Consider the following 14,952-nt stretch of genomic DNA (forward strand, 5'->3'; position numbering starts at 1 on the left):
CTCAACCCTGCTTGAGGTCCTAGCGTGGCGGGACCACCGACGAGAGGACCCCGCATGCCCCTGTACACGCTCCCCGACCTCGCCTACGACTACTCCGCGCTCGAGCCCGCCGTGAGCGGCCGCATCATGGAGCTCCACCACAGCAAGCACCACCAGGCCTACGTCAACGGCGCGAACACCGCCCTCGAGCAGCTGGCCGAGGCCCGCAGCACCGGTGACCTCACGGGCGTCAACAAGCTCGAGAAGGACCTCGCCTTCAACCTCGGCGGCCACGTCAACCACTCGATCTTCTGGGCGAACCTGCGCCCCGCGGCCGACGGCGGGCCCGAGGGCGAGCTGGCCGCCGCGATCGACGAGGGCTTCGGCTCCTTCGACGCCTTCACGGCGCACTTCACCGCTGTCGCGCTCGGGGTCCAGGGCTCGGGCTGGGCCGTCCTCGCGTGGGACACCCTCGGCGCGCGGCCGATCATCGTCCAGCTCTACGACCAGCAGGGGAACCTGCCCGCCGGGATCGTCCCGCTGCTCATGCTCGACGTGTGGGAGCACGCCTACTACCTCGACTACCAGAACGTCCGGGCCGACTACGTCAAGGCGTTCTGGACGATCGTCGACTGGGACGACGTCGCGGCGCGGCTCGAGCGTGCGCGCGCGGTCGGGAACCTCGTCACGTTCCCCTGAGTGACCGAGGAGCCGAGGTGTCGAAGAACCTGGCGCGGCCGGCCTTGCTGATCTTGATGCCCCTGCTGACCGTGCCTGACCTCAGCGGGCCACGGTCTCCCACCGGACGAGCTCGTTGACGACGCCGTCGAGCAGGTCGTCGACCTCCTCCATGACGTAGCCCTCCCGCCACCGGGTGGTCGGCAGCCGCACCGAGCGGACCTCGGCCGCGGTGAGGAGGGCTGCGTCGCGGCTGTCCTTGGACAGCGTCGTCGGGGACGACCAGGTGCCGGCGCGACCTCCGCCCTCGTAGTGGGCGAGTGTCGCGCGGCACCGGTCGAGGTAGTCGTCGACCTCCGCCACCGAGTACCCGGGGCGCAGCCGGGTGGACCGGAACCTCGACTCGAGCACCTCGTGGGACGTCGTCATGGCCATACGGTAACGATCCCGGTGCGCAGACGCGCGCGGAACCAGGCCCGTCCGAGGGCTATCATCACCGCATGGATCCCATGAGCAGCTACGGGTGCGCACCTCGCAGAGGGCCGTCCGTCGAGCGTCGTCGCACGTCTGCCTGACCTGGCACCACGCCGGGTCGCGCGACGTCTCCGCTGACCCCCGCTCCTGAGCCGGCGACGCCGGCACGCTCCCCTGGGAACTTCCATGACACACGCTCGTCCTCTTCGTGCTGCCCACCCGCACCTCGCGCCTCTCCTCGGCGGCCTGTTCGTGCTCGTCGGGTCGCTCAGCATCCAGACCTCGGCGGCGATCGCCTCCGACCTCTTCGAGACCGTCGGCACGCTCGGCGTCAGCGGTCTCCGGATGGCCGTCGCCGCACTGGTGCTCGTCGTCCTCGTCCGTCCGTCGGTCCGCGGCCGGTCGCGCCGCGCCTGGACCGGCATCGTCCTCTACGGCGTGGCCATGGCCGCGATGAACGTCCTCTTCTACAACGCCGTCGCCCACCTGCCGCTCGGCATCGCGGTGACCCTCGAGTTCCTCGGGCCGCTCGCGGTCGCGGCGGTCGCCACGACGCGGCGCCGCGAGCTGCTGCTGCCGGCGGTGACCCTCGTCGGCGTCGTCCTGGTGAGCAGCCCGGGTGGCGGTCTCACACTGATCGGTCTGGTCTTCGGCCTCGGCGCGGCCGTGGCCTTCGGCGGGTACACGGTCCTCGCCGGTCGGGTGGGCGGCGACACCGACGGCCTCGACGGGCTCGCCCTGTCGGTGGTGGTCGGCGCCGTGCTGCTCGCACCGTTCTCCGTGCAGGCCGCACCGCGGGTCGACGGCGGCGGCTGGGGCGTGCTCGCCGTCTCGGCGGTCCTCGGGGTGGTCGTCGCCTTCAGCCTCGACTTCCTCGCCGTCCGGCTCACCTCGGTCCGGGTGGTCGGCACGCTCTTCGCCGTCGACCCGGTCATGGGCGCGCTGGTCGGCGCTGTCGCGCTCGGAGAGACCCTCACCGCGGGAGTGGTCACCGGGATCGTGCTGGTCGTCGGGTCGGGTGCGACGGTCATCTGGCTCGCCGGCCGGCGGGCCGCGTCCGGGCAGGTGCCCGTCCCCGTCCCGCAGGACTGACCGAGAGGTCTCCGACGGGGAACCTCAGAGGCACCTCGGAGGCACCTCAGACGAGACGAGCCGGCCACCCGACGAGCGTCGGGTGGCCGGCTCGTGCCGGTGTGCTGCGGGTGTCAGGACGCCGAGGGCGCCTTGGCTGCTGCTGGCGCGTCGGGTGTCGAGCCGCCGGTGCCCGTGAGGTTGGCGAGGATCTGGTTGAGGTCCACGCCGGTGAGCTGCTTGATGACGCCCTGGCCCTCGCTGAGGACCGAGGTGACGTTCTTGGTGATGGCGGACGCGCCGTCGGTCGAGATGACGGTCATGCCCTGGATGTTGCCGATGGGCTCGGCGGCGGCGCGGACGATCTCGGGGAGGCGCTCGATGAGCTCCTGCACGAGGGCTGCCTCGCCGTACTTCTTGAGCGCCTCGGCCTTGGCGTCGAGCGCTGCGGCCTCTGCGCGTCCCTCGGCCTCGGCCGCGGCTGCCCGCGCCTCACCCTCGGCACGGATACCGGCGGCGAGGGCGACCTGGCGGTCGCGCTCGGCCTCACCGGTGCGGCGGACGGCCTCGGCGTTGGCCTCGGCGTCCTGGATCGCGGCGGTCTTGTTGGCCTGCGCGATGGTGGTGCGCTTGTAGGCGTCGGCCTCGGTGGCCGCGTTGGCGGCGTCACGCTCGGCGTTGGCTCGCTGGACGGACGCGTAGGCGTCGGCCTCGGCGGGCTTGCGGACCGAGATGTCGAGCTCTTCCTCGGTGACCTTCGCCTGCTCGGAGAGCGCGTCGCGCTGCTGCGTCGCGACGAGACGGTCCTGCTCGGCGCGGGCCAGCTGGCCGGCCGCGTTCGCCTCGGCGTTGGCCTTGTCGGTCTGCGCCTTGATGGCGGCCTGCTTGAGCTCGAAGGCCTTGCGACGCTCGGCGACCTGCTCCTGGGCCTCGATCGCGGCGAAGTCGGACGCGCGCTGCGCCTCGGCCTCGGAGATCTCGGCGACCTGGCGGGCACGGGCGTTCTCGGCGCGGCCGAGGTTCCCGAGGTAGTCGGAGCCCGGGGTCGAGATGTCGGAGATGTTGAGCAGGTCGACCTGGAGGCCCTGCTCGGCGAGGTCGAGCTTGGTCGAGTCGACGACGCGGTCGGACAGGCCCTTGCGGTCGGAGATGATCTGCTCGATCGTCATGTCTCCGACGATGGAGCGGAGCGAGCCCTCGAGGGACTCCTTGATGATCTCGGTGAGCGTGCCCTGCTGGGACAGGAAGCGCTGGCCTGCTCGACGCACGCCCTCCTCGTCGCCGCGGACCTTGAAGTTGATCGACGCCTTGATGGCGATCTTGATGCGGTTCTTGTCGACGCCCTCGACGGTGATGCCGATCTGGCGCTGCTCGAGCGAGATCGAGAAGCCCTGCTGCAGGATCGGCCAGACGAACACGCGTCCGCCGACGATGACGCGCTGCCCGCCTTCCTCGACGGAGGCCTTCTTGCCGGCGCCGCGACCCACGATGATGAGAGCCTCGTTCGGCGGGACGCGGCGGATGCGGTTGGCGATGAAGATGAGCACCGCGAAGAACGCGATGACCAGTGCCACGACGGCGATGACGGTGATCGTCTGGTCTGACATGTGGGTGCACCCCCGGGGAGGGGTTGCTCCTTCCGTGAGGTGGGCTGCGTGGTGGTCGTGCGGTCGAGCTGGAGATGGTCCTGGGGCGCGGCCGAGACGCGGGGTGCGGCCGCCGCCGACGGGTCAGGTGGCCTGGGGCCAGCGCTGCGCGTCGGTCGTGCCTGCTGTCGGCCAGTACGGGGTGACGCGGACGCGGCCGGCTGCCTCCTCGAGGACGACCACGCGGGTGCCCTCGGTGATGATCTGGTCGGCCCACGCGAGGCGGCGCTCGAGCTCGGCGTCGAGCGAGACCTCTCCGTGGCCACCGGTGATCGTCGAGGTCACAGCGCCCTGCTGCCCCACGAGGTCACGGGCGACGCCGTCCTCGGAGCTCGCGAGCCCACGGATCAGGCGACGGACGAGCAGCATCACCGCGATCGCGACGACGGCGGACCCGGCGTAGGTGGTCCAGACGGGGAGGTCGTTGACGGTCGCGATCGCCCCGAGGGCGCCGAAGACCGTGCCTCCGACGCCGAGGGAGGTGCCCGACACGAGCCCGTCGCCGACGTCGAAGAGCTCGCCGAGGGACATCGACAGGACGAGCAGGGCGAGCCCGACGGCTCCGATGATGATGAATGTCAGCATTGTTCCCTCTCGTCTCGACCGAAGATTACTCTTCGAGGCCAATTCTTTGCCTGAAGACTACCTTATTCGCAGAAATCTCGGGGGATATTCACAGCGTGACATATCCCTCGTGAGAGCGCGTGACATCTCCTAGGTGCGGCTCGCGCACCGCTGCCGCGGTGGCCCGCTTGCACGACGGCCCGGCGGGGCGAGGATGGGTCCATGCCCACCGACCTCGCACACCGCCTCGCCGACCAGCCGACCTCGGCCCCGCGCACCGTCGGGCGCCTGGCGCTCGGAGCGTTCCTGCTCTTCGCCGGGATCACCCACCTCACCGTCGCCCGCGACGAGTTCCAGGCGCAGGTGCCCGCGTGGGTCCCGATCGACGCCGACACCGTGGTGCTCGTGTCCGGGGTCGTCGAGATCTCCCTCGGCGGTGCCCTCCTGGTCCTGCCGCACAAGAAGGTCCCCGTGGGCTGGGTCGTGGCGGCGTTCTTCGTCGCGATCTTCCCGGGGAACATCTCGCAGTACGTCACGCACACCGACGCCTTCGGCCTCGACACCGACCAGAAGCGCGCCGTCCGCCTCGTGTTCCAGCCGCTCCTCGTGCTCTGGGCGCTCTGGTCGACCGGCGCGTGGAGGGCGTGGCGCCGCATGGGTCGTCGCTGAACCCTGGTCGGGGCGTCTCAGCCGAGCAGCAGGTCCAGCGTCGTCTCGAGCTTCGCGAGGAGTGCGACGTGGTTGGTCTCGACCCAGCCGCCCTCGTAGCCGCGCGGGGAGGGCTCGACGAGCAGGATCGAGTACATGTAGCACCGGTACAGCAGGATGCGGACGTCTGCCGAGGTGAGGTTGCCTGCGGCGAGGGAAGCCGACGGCTCGAGCACCCCGCCGGCCGCGACGTACCCGGCTGCGATCGACGGGGGCGCACCACCGTCGCCGAACTGGCTCGCGCCGACCAGCTCGTAGAGCGGGTCGCCGAAGAGCGCCCGTTCGGTGTCGATGACCCCGACGATCTCGTGGCTCTGGGGGTCGAGGAAGATGTTCCCCTCCCACAGGTCGGTGTGGACCAGGGCGGGCCTGGTGACGACGTCGAGCTCGTGCCCGTGGCGCTCGAGCGCCTCGACGACCCGGCCCGTCGGGAGCTCGACACCCCAGGCCGCGGCGTCCTCGACGATCGCCGAGACCATGCGGCCGAAGGCCTCGCGCCACGTCGCCGCCTGCAGCGAGGGAGAGGCCGGGTACCCGAACACCTCCCCGGTCACGGAGTGCAGCCGGGTCATGTACCCCCCGAGCCGGGCGTCGATCACGGCACGCTGGTCGGGCGTGACGTCGGTGAGCGTGTGCCACGGGACGCCGTCGAGGTGCGAGGCCACGAGGACGTCGGTCGCGACGTGCTCGCGCGTGGTGTCGAAGAGCAGCGGCCGCGGCATGAGCAGGTCCGGGCGGTCCTCGGCGAGCCGGTAGACGGACGCCTCCGTCGCGAGGATGCCCTGCTCGTACGTCATGAGCCGGTCGGTGGCCGTCGGCGCCATCTTCGCGACCACGCGCTCGCCGCCCGCGAAGGTCACGCGGTAGGTGGTCGCGAACATCCCGCCGTCGAGCTTCTCGGTCGCGACCACCGCACCGCGCTCGGCGGTGAGCGGGGCCACCACCGCGGCGAGCGCGGCGGGGACGCGGTCTGCGTCGGCGGGGTCGACCGGAGCGGTCGCACCGGTCGTCGTGGTCGCTGTCAGGGGTGTGGGATCGAGAGGCACTGCATCATCCTGGCACCGCGCTGACCTGGGGACCAGCGCCAGAGGTCCCGTGCGCGACCCGGTCGTCGGGTCGCGCACAGGACGCTACGGCTGGGCTGTGGCGAGCGGGGCCGCGGCGAGCCGGGCCCGTCGAGCGTCAGGGCCGCGGCACGTTGCGCAGGTTGGAGCGCGCCATCGAGACGACCTCGCCGAGACCGCCGCCGAGCACCTCCTTGCTCATGGCTGCCGCGAAGCCGCGCACCTGCCCGGCGGTGATGGTCGGCGGGATCGACAGCGCGTGCGGGTCGGTCACCACGTCGATCAGCGCCGGCCCCGGACGGTCCAGCGCACCCCGCAGGGCCTTGCGCAGGTCCTTGGGGTCCTCGACCCGCACCGCGGGGATGCCGATGGCCCGGGCGACCGCCGCGTAGTCGACGGAGGGGGAGTCGGTCCCGAAGGCCGGCAGCCCGTCGACGAGCATCTCGAGCCGGACCATGCCGAGCGTCGCGTTGTCGAACAGCACGATCTTCACCGGGAGGTCGTAGTGCTTGATGGTCACGAGCTCGCCGAGCAGCATCGCCAGGCCCCCGTCGCCCGACATCGAGATCACCTGGCGCCCGGGCTGGGCCGCCGCGACGCCGATCGCGTGCGGCATGGCGTTGGCCATCGACCCGTGCAGGAACGACCCGATGACGCGCCGCCTGCCGTTCGGGCTGATGTACCGGGCCGCCCACACGTTGCACATGCCGGTGTCGACCGTGAACACGGCGTCGTCCGACGCCTCCTGGTCGAGGACGTCCGCGACGTACTCGGGGTGGATGGGGGTCATGGACTCGGCCTTCTTGCCGCCCGAGTACGCGCCGACCACACCGTTCATCGCCTTCTCGTGCTTCTTGACCATCGAGTCGAGGAACCGCCGCGACCTCGCAGGCTTCACCATCGGCAGCAGCGCCCGCACCGTCTCGCCCACGTCGCCGACCACCGCGAGGTCGAGACGGGTGCGCCGCCCGAGGTTCTTGGGGTCGATGTCCACCTGGACAGTGCGGACCGACTCCGGCAGGAACTGGTCGTACGGGAAGTCCGTCCCCAGCAGGATCAGCAGGTCCGCCTCCTGCGTCGCGTCGTAGCAGGAGCCGTAGCCGAGCAGCCCGGACATCCCCACGTCGAAGGGGTTGTCGTACTGGATCCACTCCTTGCCGCGCAGCGAGTGGCCGATCGGCGCCGCGATCTTGTCGGCCAGCGCGATGACGTCGTCGTGCGCCCCGCGGACACCGACGCCGGCGAAGATCGTGACCTTCTTGGCCTCGTCGATCGCCTCGGCGAGCTCGCGCAGCGACTCGTCGGCCGGGATGACGCGCGGCTTGGGCGGGCGGGTCGAGACGTCCGCGACCGGAGCCGGGGCGTCGAAGTCTGCGACGTCGCCCGGGATGGTGAGGACCGCGACGCCGGGTGCGCCGTAGGCGTGGTGGATCGCGGAGTTGATGACGCGCGGTGCCTGCTCGGCCGACGAGATCATCTCGGAGTACACCGAGCACTCGTTGAACAGCCGGTCCGGGTGCGTCTCCTGGAAGAAGCTCGTCCCGATCTGCTTGCTCGGGATGTGGCTCGCGATGGCCAGGACCGGGACCTTCGAGCGGTTGGCGTCGTAGAGACCGTTGATGAGGTGCAGGTTCCCCGGGCCGCAGGAGCCGGCGCACACCGCGAGGTTGCCCGTCACCTCGGCCTCGGCCGCCGCGGCGAAGGCGGCAGCCTCCTCGTGGCGCACGTGCACCCACTCGATGTCGACGCCCTCCTTCGCAGCCCGGCGTACCGCGTCGACCACGGGGTTGAGGCTGTCGCCCACGATCCCGTAGATGCGCTTGGCTCCTGCCTCGACGATCTGGGCGACGAGCAGGTCTGCGACGGTCGTGCCGCGGGTCTTCGACTTGGCCACGATGGGTACCTCCGGTGGGCGACGGTGTCCGGGAGCTCCGCAGGGGTCTGGCGGAAGCGTCCCGCTCCCTCCACCCTGCTCCGGATCCGGACAGACCGCACGGCAGGACCGGGCATTCGTGATGTCTGGTGCACCACACCGGGGCCCGCGGGCGCACACTGGTACGACATGTCATACCCGCCGATCGACCCCGCCTCCTCCCTGCAGCGCGTCACCGCGACGCTCCGTGCCGCCGGCTGCGTGTACGCCGAGGACGAGGCGCACCTGCTGCTCGCCGCTGCCCGCTCCGCCGACGAGCTCTCGACGCTGCTCGCACGCCGGGTCGCGGGCGAGCCCCTCGAGCTCGTCCTCGGGTGGGCCGAGCTCGCCGGCGTGCGGGTCGCCCTCGCGCCGGGCGTGTTCGTCCCGCGACAGCGCACCCGGCTGCTGGTCGAGCAGGCCGCCGCCCGTGCGCGGCCCGGCAGCGTGGTGCTCGACCTGTGCTGCGGCACCGGGGCGGTCGGCCTCGCCGTGGCGCTCGCGGTCCCCGGCGTCGAGCTGCACGCGAGCGACCTCGACCCGGACGCCGTCGCCTGCGCGCGGCTCAACGTCGAAGACACTTCCAGCGTCGCTCCCAGACACCCGCAGGGCACCGTCTACGAGGGAGACCTCTTCGACGCGCTGCCCGACAGCCTGCGCGGCCGGGTCGACGTGCTCGTCGTCAACGCCCCCTACGTCCCGACGGCCGCCGTGCCCCTCATGCCCGCCGAGGCGCGGGTGCACGAGCACCTCCTCGCCCTCGACGGGGGCAGCGACGGCCTCGAGGTGCAGCGGCGCGTGGCGCAGCGGGCGGGGGAGTGGCTGGCCCGCAGGGGCTACCTGGTGATCGAGACCAGCGAGAGGCAGGGCCCGGCGACCGTGGCTCTGCTGGCGGACGCCGGCCTCGCCGCGCGGGTGGTCCGCTCCGAGGACCTCGACGCGACGGTCGTGGTCGCGTCGCGCGGGCTCGCGGCCTGACGTCTCGCGCCTGCCCTCGCCTGCCCCGTGCGTGCCCGCGGTCGCCCGTGCGAGGCCTGCGAGACGCGAGCCCTGTCAGCGGCTCTCGACGTTCGTCGTCCCGGCGGTGCGGCGGCGCAGCGTGCCGAGCGCGGCGACCGTCACGAGCACGCCGATGCCGGCCGCGATCATCACGACCGTGAAGCCCGCGTGCGCGCCGTCCGCGTCGATGCGCACCCCGGCGACGGAGGTGCCGACCGAGACCCCGACACCGAGCGCCGTGCCGACCCACGTGAGGCCCTCGGTGAGCTGAGACGGCGGGACGAGGAGCTGCACCAGGTTGTTGCCGTTGATGAGCGTCGGCGAGATCGCGAAGCCCGCCACGAACATCACCGCGGCGAGGACCGGCAGCGACGTGACGAAGAAGAACAGGGAGACGCCGACGGCGAGGGCGAGCATCCCGAGCGCGAAGCGCACCCACAGCGGCGAGACCCAGTGCTTGGCGCCGTACAGCAGTCCCGAGACCAGCGAGCCGGCCGCGAAGACGCCGAGGATCACACCGGCCATCGCCTCGTGCCCGGCCTCCTTGGCGAAGGCGATGGTCGCCACGTCGGTCGCGCCGAACACCGCCCCCATCCCGATGAACACCGCGATCACCGCGAGCATCCCCGGGTTGAGCAGGACCGACCGGTGCTTGACGCCCTCGACCGGCCGCGACACGGGCGGCTCGGTCGAGCGCAGCGACAGGAACCAGAAGCCGCCGACGACCACCGCGAGGAGCGGCACGACGAGACCGGCCGTCGGCGCGACGGAGGTCGCGAGGATCGTCGCGAGCATCGGGCCCACCACGAAGCACAGCTCGTCGACGGCCGACTCGAAGGAGTACGCGCTGTGCAGCCGGCGCGGGTCGGGCAGCAGGTTGGACCAGCGGGCGCGGACCATCGACCCGACGGAGCCGATGGTCGCCCCGGTGAGGACGGCGAACACGTAGAGCCAGACCTCGGGGGCCTCGAGCGCCGTGCTGAGGATCAGCCCGAGCATCGCCACCGACGTCACGGCGAACATCGGCCGCATGACCCGTGACTGCCCCTTGCGGTCGACGAGCTTCGCGATCTGCGGCGAGCAGATCGCCTGCGCGACGATGTACGCGGCGCTGACCCGGCCGGCGAGCCCGTAGGAGCCCGTCGTCTGCTGGATCATGAGGACGATGCCGATGCCCACCATCGACATGGGCAGCCGGGCGAGGGCCCCGGCACCCGAGAACTGCTTGGTCCCCGGCATCGCGAGGAGCTCGCGGTAGGGGTTCCTGGAGGTCTTGCTGACGGCTGGGGCGCCGCTCTTCTCGGGTTCGTCTGGCACGTCTCTCAGTGTCTCACCGAACGCCGACGCCCGGCCGCCCCTGGTGCCGGCCCGGTGCAGGCCTGGTGCCGGTCCGGCCCCGACCAGCTCCCGGCCCCGAGGCCGCGTCGCAGGGCCGACGGACGGGTCCACGCGTAGGCTGTGCCGAGTCTGGCGGACCAGCCCGGGAGGACTTCGCATGGCACGCAGGAGCAGCGACGAGCCCGACGCCCCGCAGGGGCCCCGGGACCCGCGCGACCCCCGCTACGTGATCCGCGTCCCGCTCGAGGAGACGCCCGAGGAGCCCGAGGTCGTGCCCGTCCGCGGCGGTCGCACCGAGGCCCCCGAGCAGCGCCCGGCGAGCGACTACGTGATCCGGGCGGCCGAGCCTCCGCAGCAGCCTGCCCGCACCGAGCCTCCGCGGCAGCCCGCACCCGTCGTCCCGCAGGACGAGACCGGCCTCGGAGACGAGGCGGCCTCGGCGGCTCCGGCGTCCGTGCGTCTGCGGAAGAGCCGTCGACGGCACCCGGCGGACCGCCCTCCCCGCATCCCCCGACGGCGGCTGTCGCGCCCCGTCCGCTGGGCGCTCGTCCTGGGCTCCGTCGTCCTCCTCGCAGGCGTCGCGGCGCTCGTCGTCGTGCGCACCGGCCTGCTCGACGACCCCAACCCCTTCGCCGGGCGGGACCTCTACGTCGACCCCGAGTCCGAGGCGATCAAGGCCGTCGACGCCGCGACCGACGCGGCCACGCGCGACGCCTTCCTCACCATCGCCGACCAGCCGACCGCCATCTGGCTGACGCCCGAGGAGTACCCGGCGGGTGAGGTCGGGCCCTACGTCGCGCAGGTCGTGGCGGACGCCGAGGCGGGCGACACCCTGCCGGTCTTCGTGGTCTACGGCATCCCGGACCGCGACTGCGGGCAGTTCTCCGCGGGAGGTACCACCGTCGACGGCTACGAGACGTGGGTCCGCGAGATCGCCACCGCGCTCGAGGGCACCGAGACCCCTGTGGTCCTCGAGCCCGACGCGCTCCAGCTCGCCGAGGAGTGCGGGGACGTCGAGCGTCGCCTCGGCCTGGTCTCCACGGCAGGCTCGGTGCTCACCGGGGCCGGGGCGACCGTCTACCTCGACGGGGGACACTCCAACTGGCACTCCGTCCAGGAGTCCGCCGACCTGCTGCGCCGCGCCGGCGTGGCCGACGTGCACGGCTTCGCGACCAACGTGTCCAACTACAACGACGACGCCTCCGAGCTCGCCTACGCCGAGCGCCTGAGCGCCCAGCTCGACGGTGCGCCGTTCGTCGTGGACACCGGTCGCAACGGCAACGGGTCCGACGGCACCTGGTGCAACCCCCCGGGCGCAGCCCTCGGTGCACCGCCGCTCACGCTCGAGGCCGAGGGCCTCGACGCCAACCTGTGGGTGAAACCTCCGGGGGAGAGCGACGGGACGTGCGAGGGCGGGCCCGTTGCCGGACAATGGTGGCCTGACCGGGCACTCAGCCTCGTCGCCGGGGCCCGCTGACGCGCGACCGGTGAGGCACCGACGCCGCCCTGGCAGGTGTGGACACAGAACGGCTGACCAGAGGAGGGCACTGTGGCACCGGACGAAGAACGCCGCACCGCAGTCATCATCGAAGACGACGCAGACATCCGGCACCTCCTCGAGGCCGTCCTCTCGGACGCCGGCTTCCACACCATCGCCACGGGCAACGGCATCGACGGCGTCCAGGCGGTCAAGGCCTACGAGCCGATCGTCACGACGCTCGACATGGGCATGCCCGGCATCGACGGGCTCGAGACGGCCCGTCGCATCCGCCAGTTCAGCCAGACCTACCTGGTGATCGTCAGCGCGCGCAGCGAGGAGATCGACACCCTCCAGGCCCTCGACGCCGGGGCCGACGACTACCTCACCAAGCCGTTCCGCCCGCGCGAGCTGCGTGCCCGCATCGACGCCATGCTCCGACGCCCCCGGGTCACCGGCGGGGAGCCCGCGATCGCCGCGGCGGCGGAGGCCGCGACCGCGGCTCCCGCGGCGCAGGTCCCGCAGGCAGCCCCGGAGGTTCCGACCGGTGCTCCTGAGGCGCACCCGGTCGGCGCGCACGCCGCTCCCACCGCCATGTCCGGCACCCCTGGCGCCGACGTCACCGCTGGCACTGATGGCACGGACAGCACGGCGTCCGAGCAGCAGCAGGGCGAGGGCGTCGTGCTGGTCGACGAGGGCGAGGGGTGGCTCGTGCACCGGGGCCTCCGCCTCAACCCCGACATGCGGCTGGTCCGCTACGGCCAGGAGGAGATCGTCCTCACCCGCAGCGAGTTCGACCTGCTGAGCGCGCTCATGGAGACCGGCCGCCGCGTGCGCGGCAAGGCCGACCTCGCGCTGCTGCTCCGCGGCGAGAGCTACGTGACGTCGTACTACGTGAGCGAGGCGGACAAGCGCGCGATCGAGGTCCACATGGCCAACCTGCGCCGCAAGCTCTCCGACACGGCGACGTCCCCGCGCTGGATCGAGACGGTGCGCGGGGTCGGGTACAGGCTCACCTCGGTCGACGAGACCTGACCGGGGCGCAGGACCGCCCGGGCAGCACGCCTGACGCCGGGGAGGGACGTCAGGGGCGCTGCCCGGGCTGGACCCAGCCCCGGTGCGTCTCCTGCACGAGCAGCAGCGAGAGCTCGTGGCACGCCGTGGTGCCGGCCTCGTCGAGGTCTGGCAGCCACGCCCGGGCCGAGAGGCAGTCAGACCGGCGGACCGCTGCGAGCACCCGGTCGGAGATCGCGGCCACCTGCTCGGCGCCGAGCATGATGCTGCTCGACCGGATGCTCAGGACCCCCGTGTCGGCGGCTCCCAGGTCGGAGCGGTCGAGCGCCGCGTCGAGCGTGCTCATGCGCCCCGACCAGAGGGCGACGTAGTCGGCCACGAAACGCTCGAAGGTGCGGACGTCGTCCATGAGGTCGTGGAGCAGCTCCTCCAGGACCCTCTGGTCGACGGCGTCCACGGTGAGCTCCGGCCCCCTGCCGGTCGTCACGCCTTGTAGCCGTGGTGGCGACGCACGAGCTTGCCGAACATGCCGAGGGTCTGGGCGACGGCGATGGTGCCGAGGACGGGCCAGGCGACCCAGAGGACCGTCGACTGGATGAGCACGGACAGCTGGACCCACACGGCCGCGAGGGCGATCATCACGGCCACGGTGATGAGCAGCGGCGTGAGGTACGCGTTGCCCGCGCCACGCTCTGCCTTGGCCTGCGCGGCCCAGTTGTCGACCTGCTTCTTGCTCGCGAACTTGGTCCAGGCCCGCAGGAAGTGGCCGATACGCACCCACATGTACATCTCGGCGGGGAAGATCAGGGCGGCGAAGAGGATGTCCCGCCTGGTGCGGCCCTCCATCGACATCGCGATGCGGACGTTGAGCGCTGCGGCGACGACGGGCGGGACCAGCCACACGGGCGAGAAGACGAAGGCGTCGATCGACACGGCCGCGACGACCAGCAGGATGAACATCACTCGCGCGAAGGCGTTGACGGCCATCGACAGGTTCTCGAGCCAGCGCAGGCGCAGGTTCGGGTGGAAGGGCTGGCCCTTGGTGTCGCCGCGCTGCCCGGGCCACATGAGCTCGATGGCGCCGTAGTTCCACTTGACCTGCTGGGCGTCGAGGCCGCGCAGGGTGGTCATGCCGCCGACGTCGGCGCGGGCACGGGCGCTGATCTTGGTGAGGTAGCCGGCGCTCTTGATCTGCAGCGAGAGCAGCGAGTCCTCGACCTCGGAGTCCTTGACCCACGGCGTGGTCTGGTGGTTCTGCGTCATGGCGTCGCGCAGGGCCTTGGTGGCGAAGATCGAGTACTGGCCGCCGAGCACCGCCATGTTCCGGCCGCGGAGCATGTTCTGCATGTTGAAGGCCGCGAACTGCGCGCGCTGGCCGGAGATGAGGAACTTGGCGACCGTGCCCTGGATGGGGTCGGGGTCGATCGTGTAGATCGCGGAGATGCCGCCGATGCGGCTGTCCGAGACGATCTCCTCCTCGAGCTGCTCGACGGCCTTCTCGCTCGCGACCGTGTCGCCGTCGACGCCGAGCAGGTAGTCCATGCCCTCGATGAGCGTGAAGCCGTAGTTGAGGGCACCGACCTTCTTGTCGGGGTTCTTGCCGATGTCGTGGACGTACACCTCGGTGAACTGCTCGACGCCGTCGACCTCGGAGGAGTGCGCGCCGGCGTACCCCGCGGCGATCTCGACGGTCTTGTCGGTCGTGTTGTTGACGATCACGTGGATGACGTCGGGCAGGCGGGTCTGGGCGAGGAGCGACTCGATGACCGAGCCGATCGACTCCTCCTCGTTGTACGCGGGGATGATGCAGCCGATCGTCGGGCGGGCCGTCGTGAGCGCCTCGACGCTCTCGATGAACTCGTTCGCGTACTTCTCGATCTCACCGAAGGTGTCGTGATCGATGATGATGTCGTCCTCGAACTGTGCCACGGTGTTCCTCCTGGAAGGTGCCGGCCGGGCTGGGGGCCCGACGTCGTCTGCGTCTGAGAGGAGTCTTGCGGGCCTTCCGCAGGGCGAGCGCAGCAGTGG

At 71.6% G+C, this 14,952-nt stretch carries 14 protein-coding genes; 6 read left to right on the forward strand and 8 right to left on the reverse strand.

What is annotated here, in order from left to right:
- Window positions 1-54: 54 nt before the first annotated feature.
- On the forward strand, window positions 55-678 hold the full coding sequence (locus tag SKED_RS00635) for a superoxide dismutase (protein WP_012865175.1): 624 nt from the start codon (window positions 55-57) through the stop codon (window positions 676-678).
- Between the two features lie 81 nt (window positions 679-759).
- Here SKED_RS00635 and SKED_RS00640 read toward each other — a convergent pair whose 3' ends face one another.
- A complete protein-coding gene (locus tag SKED_RS00640; protein WP_169310121.1) occupies window positions 760-1,086 on the reverse strand; it encodes a DivIVA domain-containing protein in 327 nt (108 codons plus the stop codon).
- Window positions 1,087-1,317: 231 nt separating this feature from the next.
- On the opposite strand from SKED_RS00640, the gene SKED_RS00645 reads away from it, so the two are divergent.
- Window positions 1,318-2,223: an EamA family transporter gene (locus SKED_RS00645; RefSeq protein ID WP_012865177.1), complete on the forward strand. Its 906-nt coding sequence runs from the start codon at window positions 1,318-1,320 to the stop codon at window positions 2,221-2,223.
- Between the two features lie 113 nt (window positions 2,224-2,336).
- Here SKED_RS00645 and SKED_RS00650 read toward each other — a convergent pair whose 3' ends face one another.
- Window positions 2,337-3,809, reverse strand: a complete 1,473-nt coding sequence (locus tag SKED_RS00650; protein ID WP_012865178.1) for a flotillin family protein — start codon at window positions 3,807-3,809, stop codon at window positions 2,337-2,339.
- A gap of 123 nt (window positions 3,810-3,932) precedes the next feature.
- Window positions 3,933-4,433 (reverse strand): NfeD family protein, encoded by a 501-nt coding sequence (locus tag SKED_RS00655; protein ID WP_012865179.1) that lies wholly within the window; start codon window positions 4,431-4,433, stop codon window positions 3,933-3,935.
- Between the two features lie 201 nt (window positions 4,434-4,634).
- Here SKED_RS00655 and SKED_RS00660 point away from each other — a divergent pair, with 201 nt between their 5' ends.
- Complete coding sequence (locus SKED_RS00660; protein WP_012865180.1) at window positions 4,635-5,081, forward strand: DoxX family protein; 447 nt, start codon at window positions 4,635-4,637, stop codon at window positions 5,079-5,081.
- Window positions 5,082-5,098: 17 nt separating this feature from the next.
- Here SKED_RS00660 and SKED_RS00665 read toward each other — a convergent pair whose 3' ends face one another.
- Window positions 5,099-6,166 carry a phosphotransferase family protein gene (locus tag SKED_RS00665; protein WP_012865181.1) on the reverse strand — a complete coding sequence of 356 codons (1,068 nt, stop codon included), beginning with the start codon at window positions 6,164-6,166 and terminating at the stop codon, window positions 5,099-5,101.
- 136 nt (window positions 6,167-6,302) lie between these two features.
- Window positions 6,303-8,078 (reverse strand): pyruvate dehydrogenase, encoded by a 1,776-nt coding sequence (locus SKED_RS00670; RefSeq protein WP_012865182.1) that lies wholly within the window; start codon window positions 8,076-8,078, stop codon window positions 6,303-6,305.
- 168 nt (window positions 8,079-8,246) lie between these two features.
- Here SKED_RS00670 and SKED_RS00675 point away from each other — a divergent pair, with 168 nt between their 5' ends.
- Entirely contained in the window at window positions 8,247-9,074 is an 828-nt protein-coding gene (locus tag SKED_RS00675) for a putative protein N(5)-glutamine methyltransferase (protein WP_012865183.1), read from the forward strand.
- A 75-nt stretch (window positions 9,075-9,149) separates the two neighbouring features.
- On the opposite strand, the gene SKED_RS00680 is transcribed toward SKED_RS00675, so the two are convergent.
- The gene (locus SKED_RS00680) at window positions 9,150-10,412 is read right to left on the reverse strand and encodes an MFS transporter (RefSeq protein ID WP_012865184.1); all 1,263 of its coding nucleotides are present in this window, start codon (window positions 10,410-10,412) and stop codon (window positions 9,150-9,152) included.
- 178 nt (window positions 10,413-10,590) lie between these two features.
- Here SKED_RS00680 and SKED_RS00685 point away from each other — a divergent pair, with 178 nt between their 5' ends.
- Both SKED_RS00685 and SKED_RS00690 read left to right on the forward strand, forming a co-directional pair.
- Entirely contained in the window at window positions 10,591-11,910 is a 1,320-nt protein-coding gene (locus tag SKED_RS00685; protein WP_012865185.1) for a glycoside hydrolase family 6 protein, read from the forward strand.
- 72 nt (window positions 11,911-11,982) lie between these two features.
- Window positions 11,983-12,945 (forward strand): response regulator transcription factor, encoded by a 963-nt coding sequence (locus tag SKED_RS00690; protein WP_012865186.1) that lies wholly within the window; start codon window positions 11,983-11,985, stop codon window positions 12,943-12,945.
- Window positions 12,946-12,994: 49 nt separating this feature from the next.
- Here SKED_RS00690 and SKED_RS00695 read toward each other — a convergent pair whose 3' ends face one another.
- Window positions 12,995-13,411, reverse strand: coding sequence for a hypothetical protein (locus SKED_RS00695; protein ID WP_012865187.1), 417 nt, complete (start codon window positions 13,409-13,411; stop codon window positions 12,995-12,997).
- Entirely contained in the window at window positions 13,408-14,853 is a 1,446-nt protein-coding gene (locus tag SKED_RS00700) for a glycosyltransferase family 2 protein (RefSeq protein ID WP_012865188.1), read from the reverse strand. Before SKED_RS00700 ends, SKED_RS00695 begins: the two co-directional genes overlap by 4 nt.
- Window positions 14,854-14,952: the final 99 nt, after the last annotated feature.

It is taken from the genome of Sanguibacter keddieii DSM 10542, assembly GCF_000024925.1.
Classification (GTDB): domain Bacteria; phylum Actinomycetota; class Actinomycetes; order Actinomycetales; family Cellulomonadaceae; genus Sanguibacter; species Sanguibacter keddieii.

What these genes read in the sequence shown, in the direction of transcription:
- SKED_RS00635 (WP_012865175.1), top strand. Translation starts at nt 55, where the DNA reads ATGCCCCTGTACACGCTCCCCGACCTCGCCTACGACTACTCCGCGCTC.
- SKED_RS00640 (WP_169310121.1), bottom strand. Translation starts at nt 1,086, where the DNA reads ATGACGACGTCCCACGAGGTGCTCGAGTCGAGGTTCCGGTCCACCCGG.
- SKED_RS00645 (WP_012865177.1), top strand. Translation starts at nt 1,318, where the DNA reads ATGACACACGCTCGTCCTCTTCGTGCTGCCCACCCGCACCTCGCGCCT.
- SKED_RS00650 (WP_012865178.1), bottom strand. Translation starts at nt 3,809, where the DNA reads ATGTCAGACCAGACGATCACCGTCATCGCCGTCGTGGCACTGGTCATC.
- SKED_RS00655 (WP_012865179.1), bottom strand. Translation starts at nt 4,433, where the DNA reads ATGCTGACATTCATCATCATCGGAGCCGTCGGGCTCGCCCTGCTCGTC.
- SKED_RS00660 (WP_012865180.1), top strand. Translation starts at nt 4,635, where the DNA reads ATGCCCACCGACCTCGCACACCGCCTCGCCGACCAGCCGACCTCGGCC.
- SKED_RS00675 (WP_012865183.1), top strand. Translation starts at nt 8,247, where the DNA reads ATGTCATACCCGCCGATCGACCCCGCCTCCTCCCTGCAGCGCGTCACC.
- SKED_RS00685 (WP_012865185.1), top strand. Translation starts at nt 10,591, where the DNA reads ATGGCACGCAGGAGCAGCGACGAGCCCGACGCCCCGCAGGGGCCCCGG.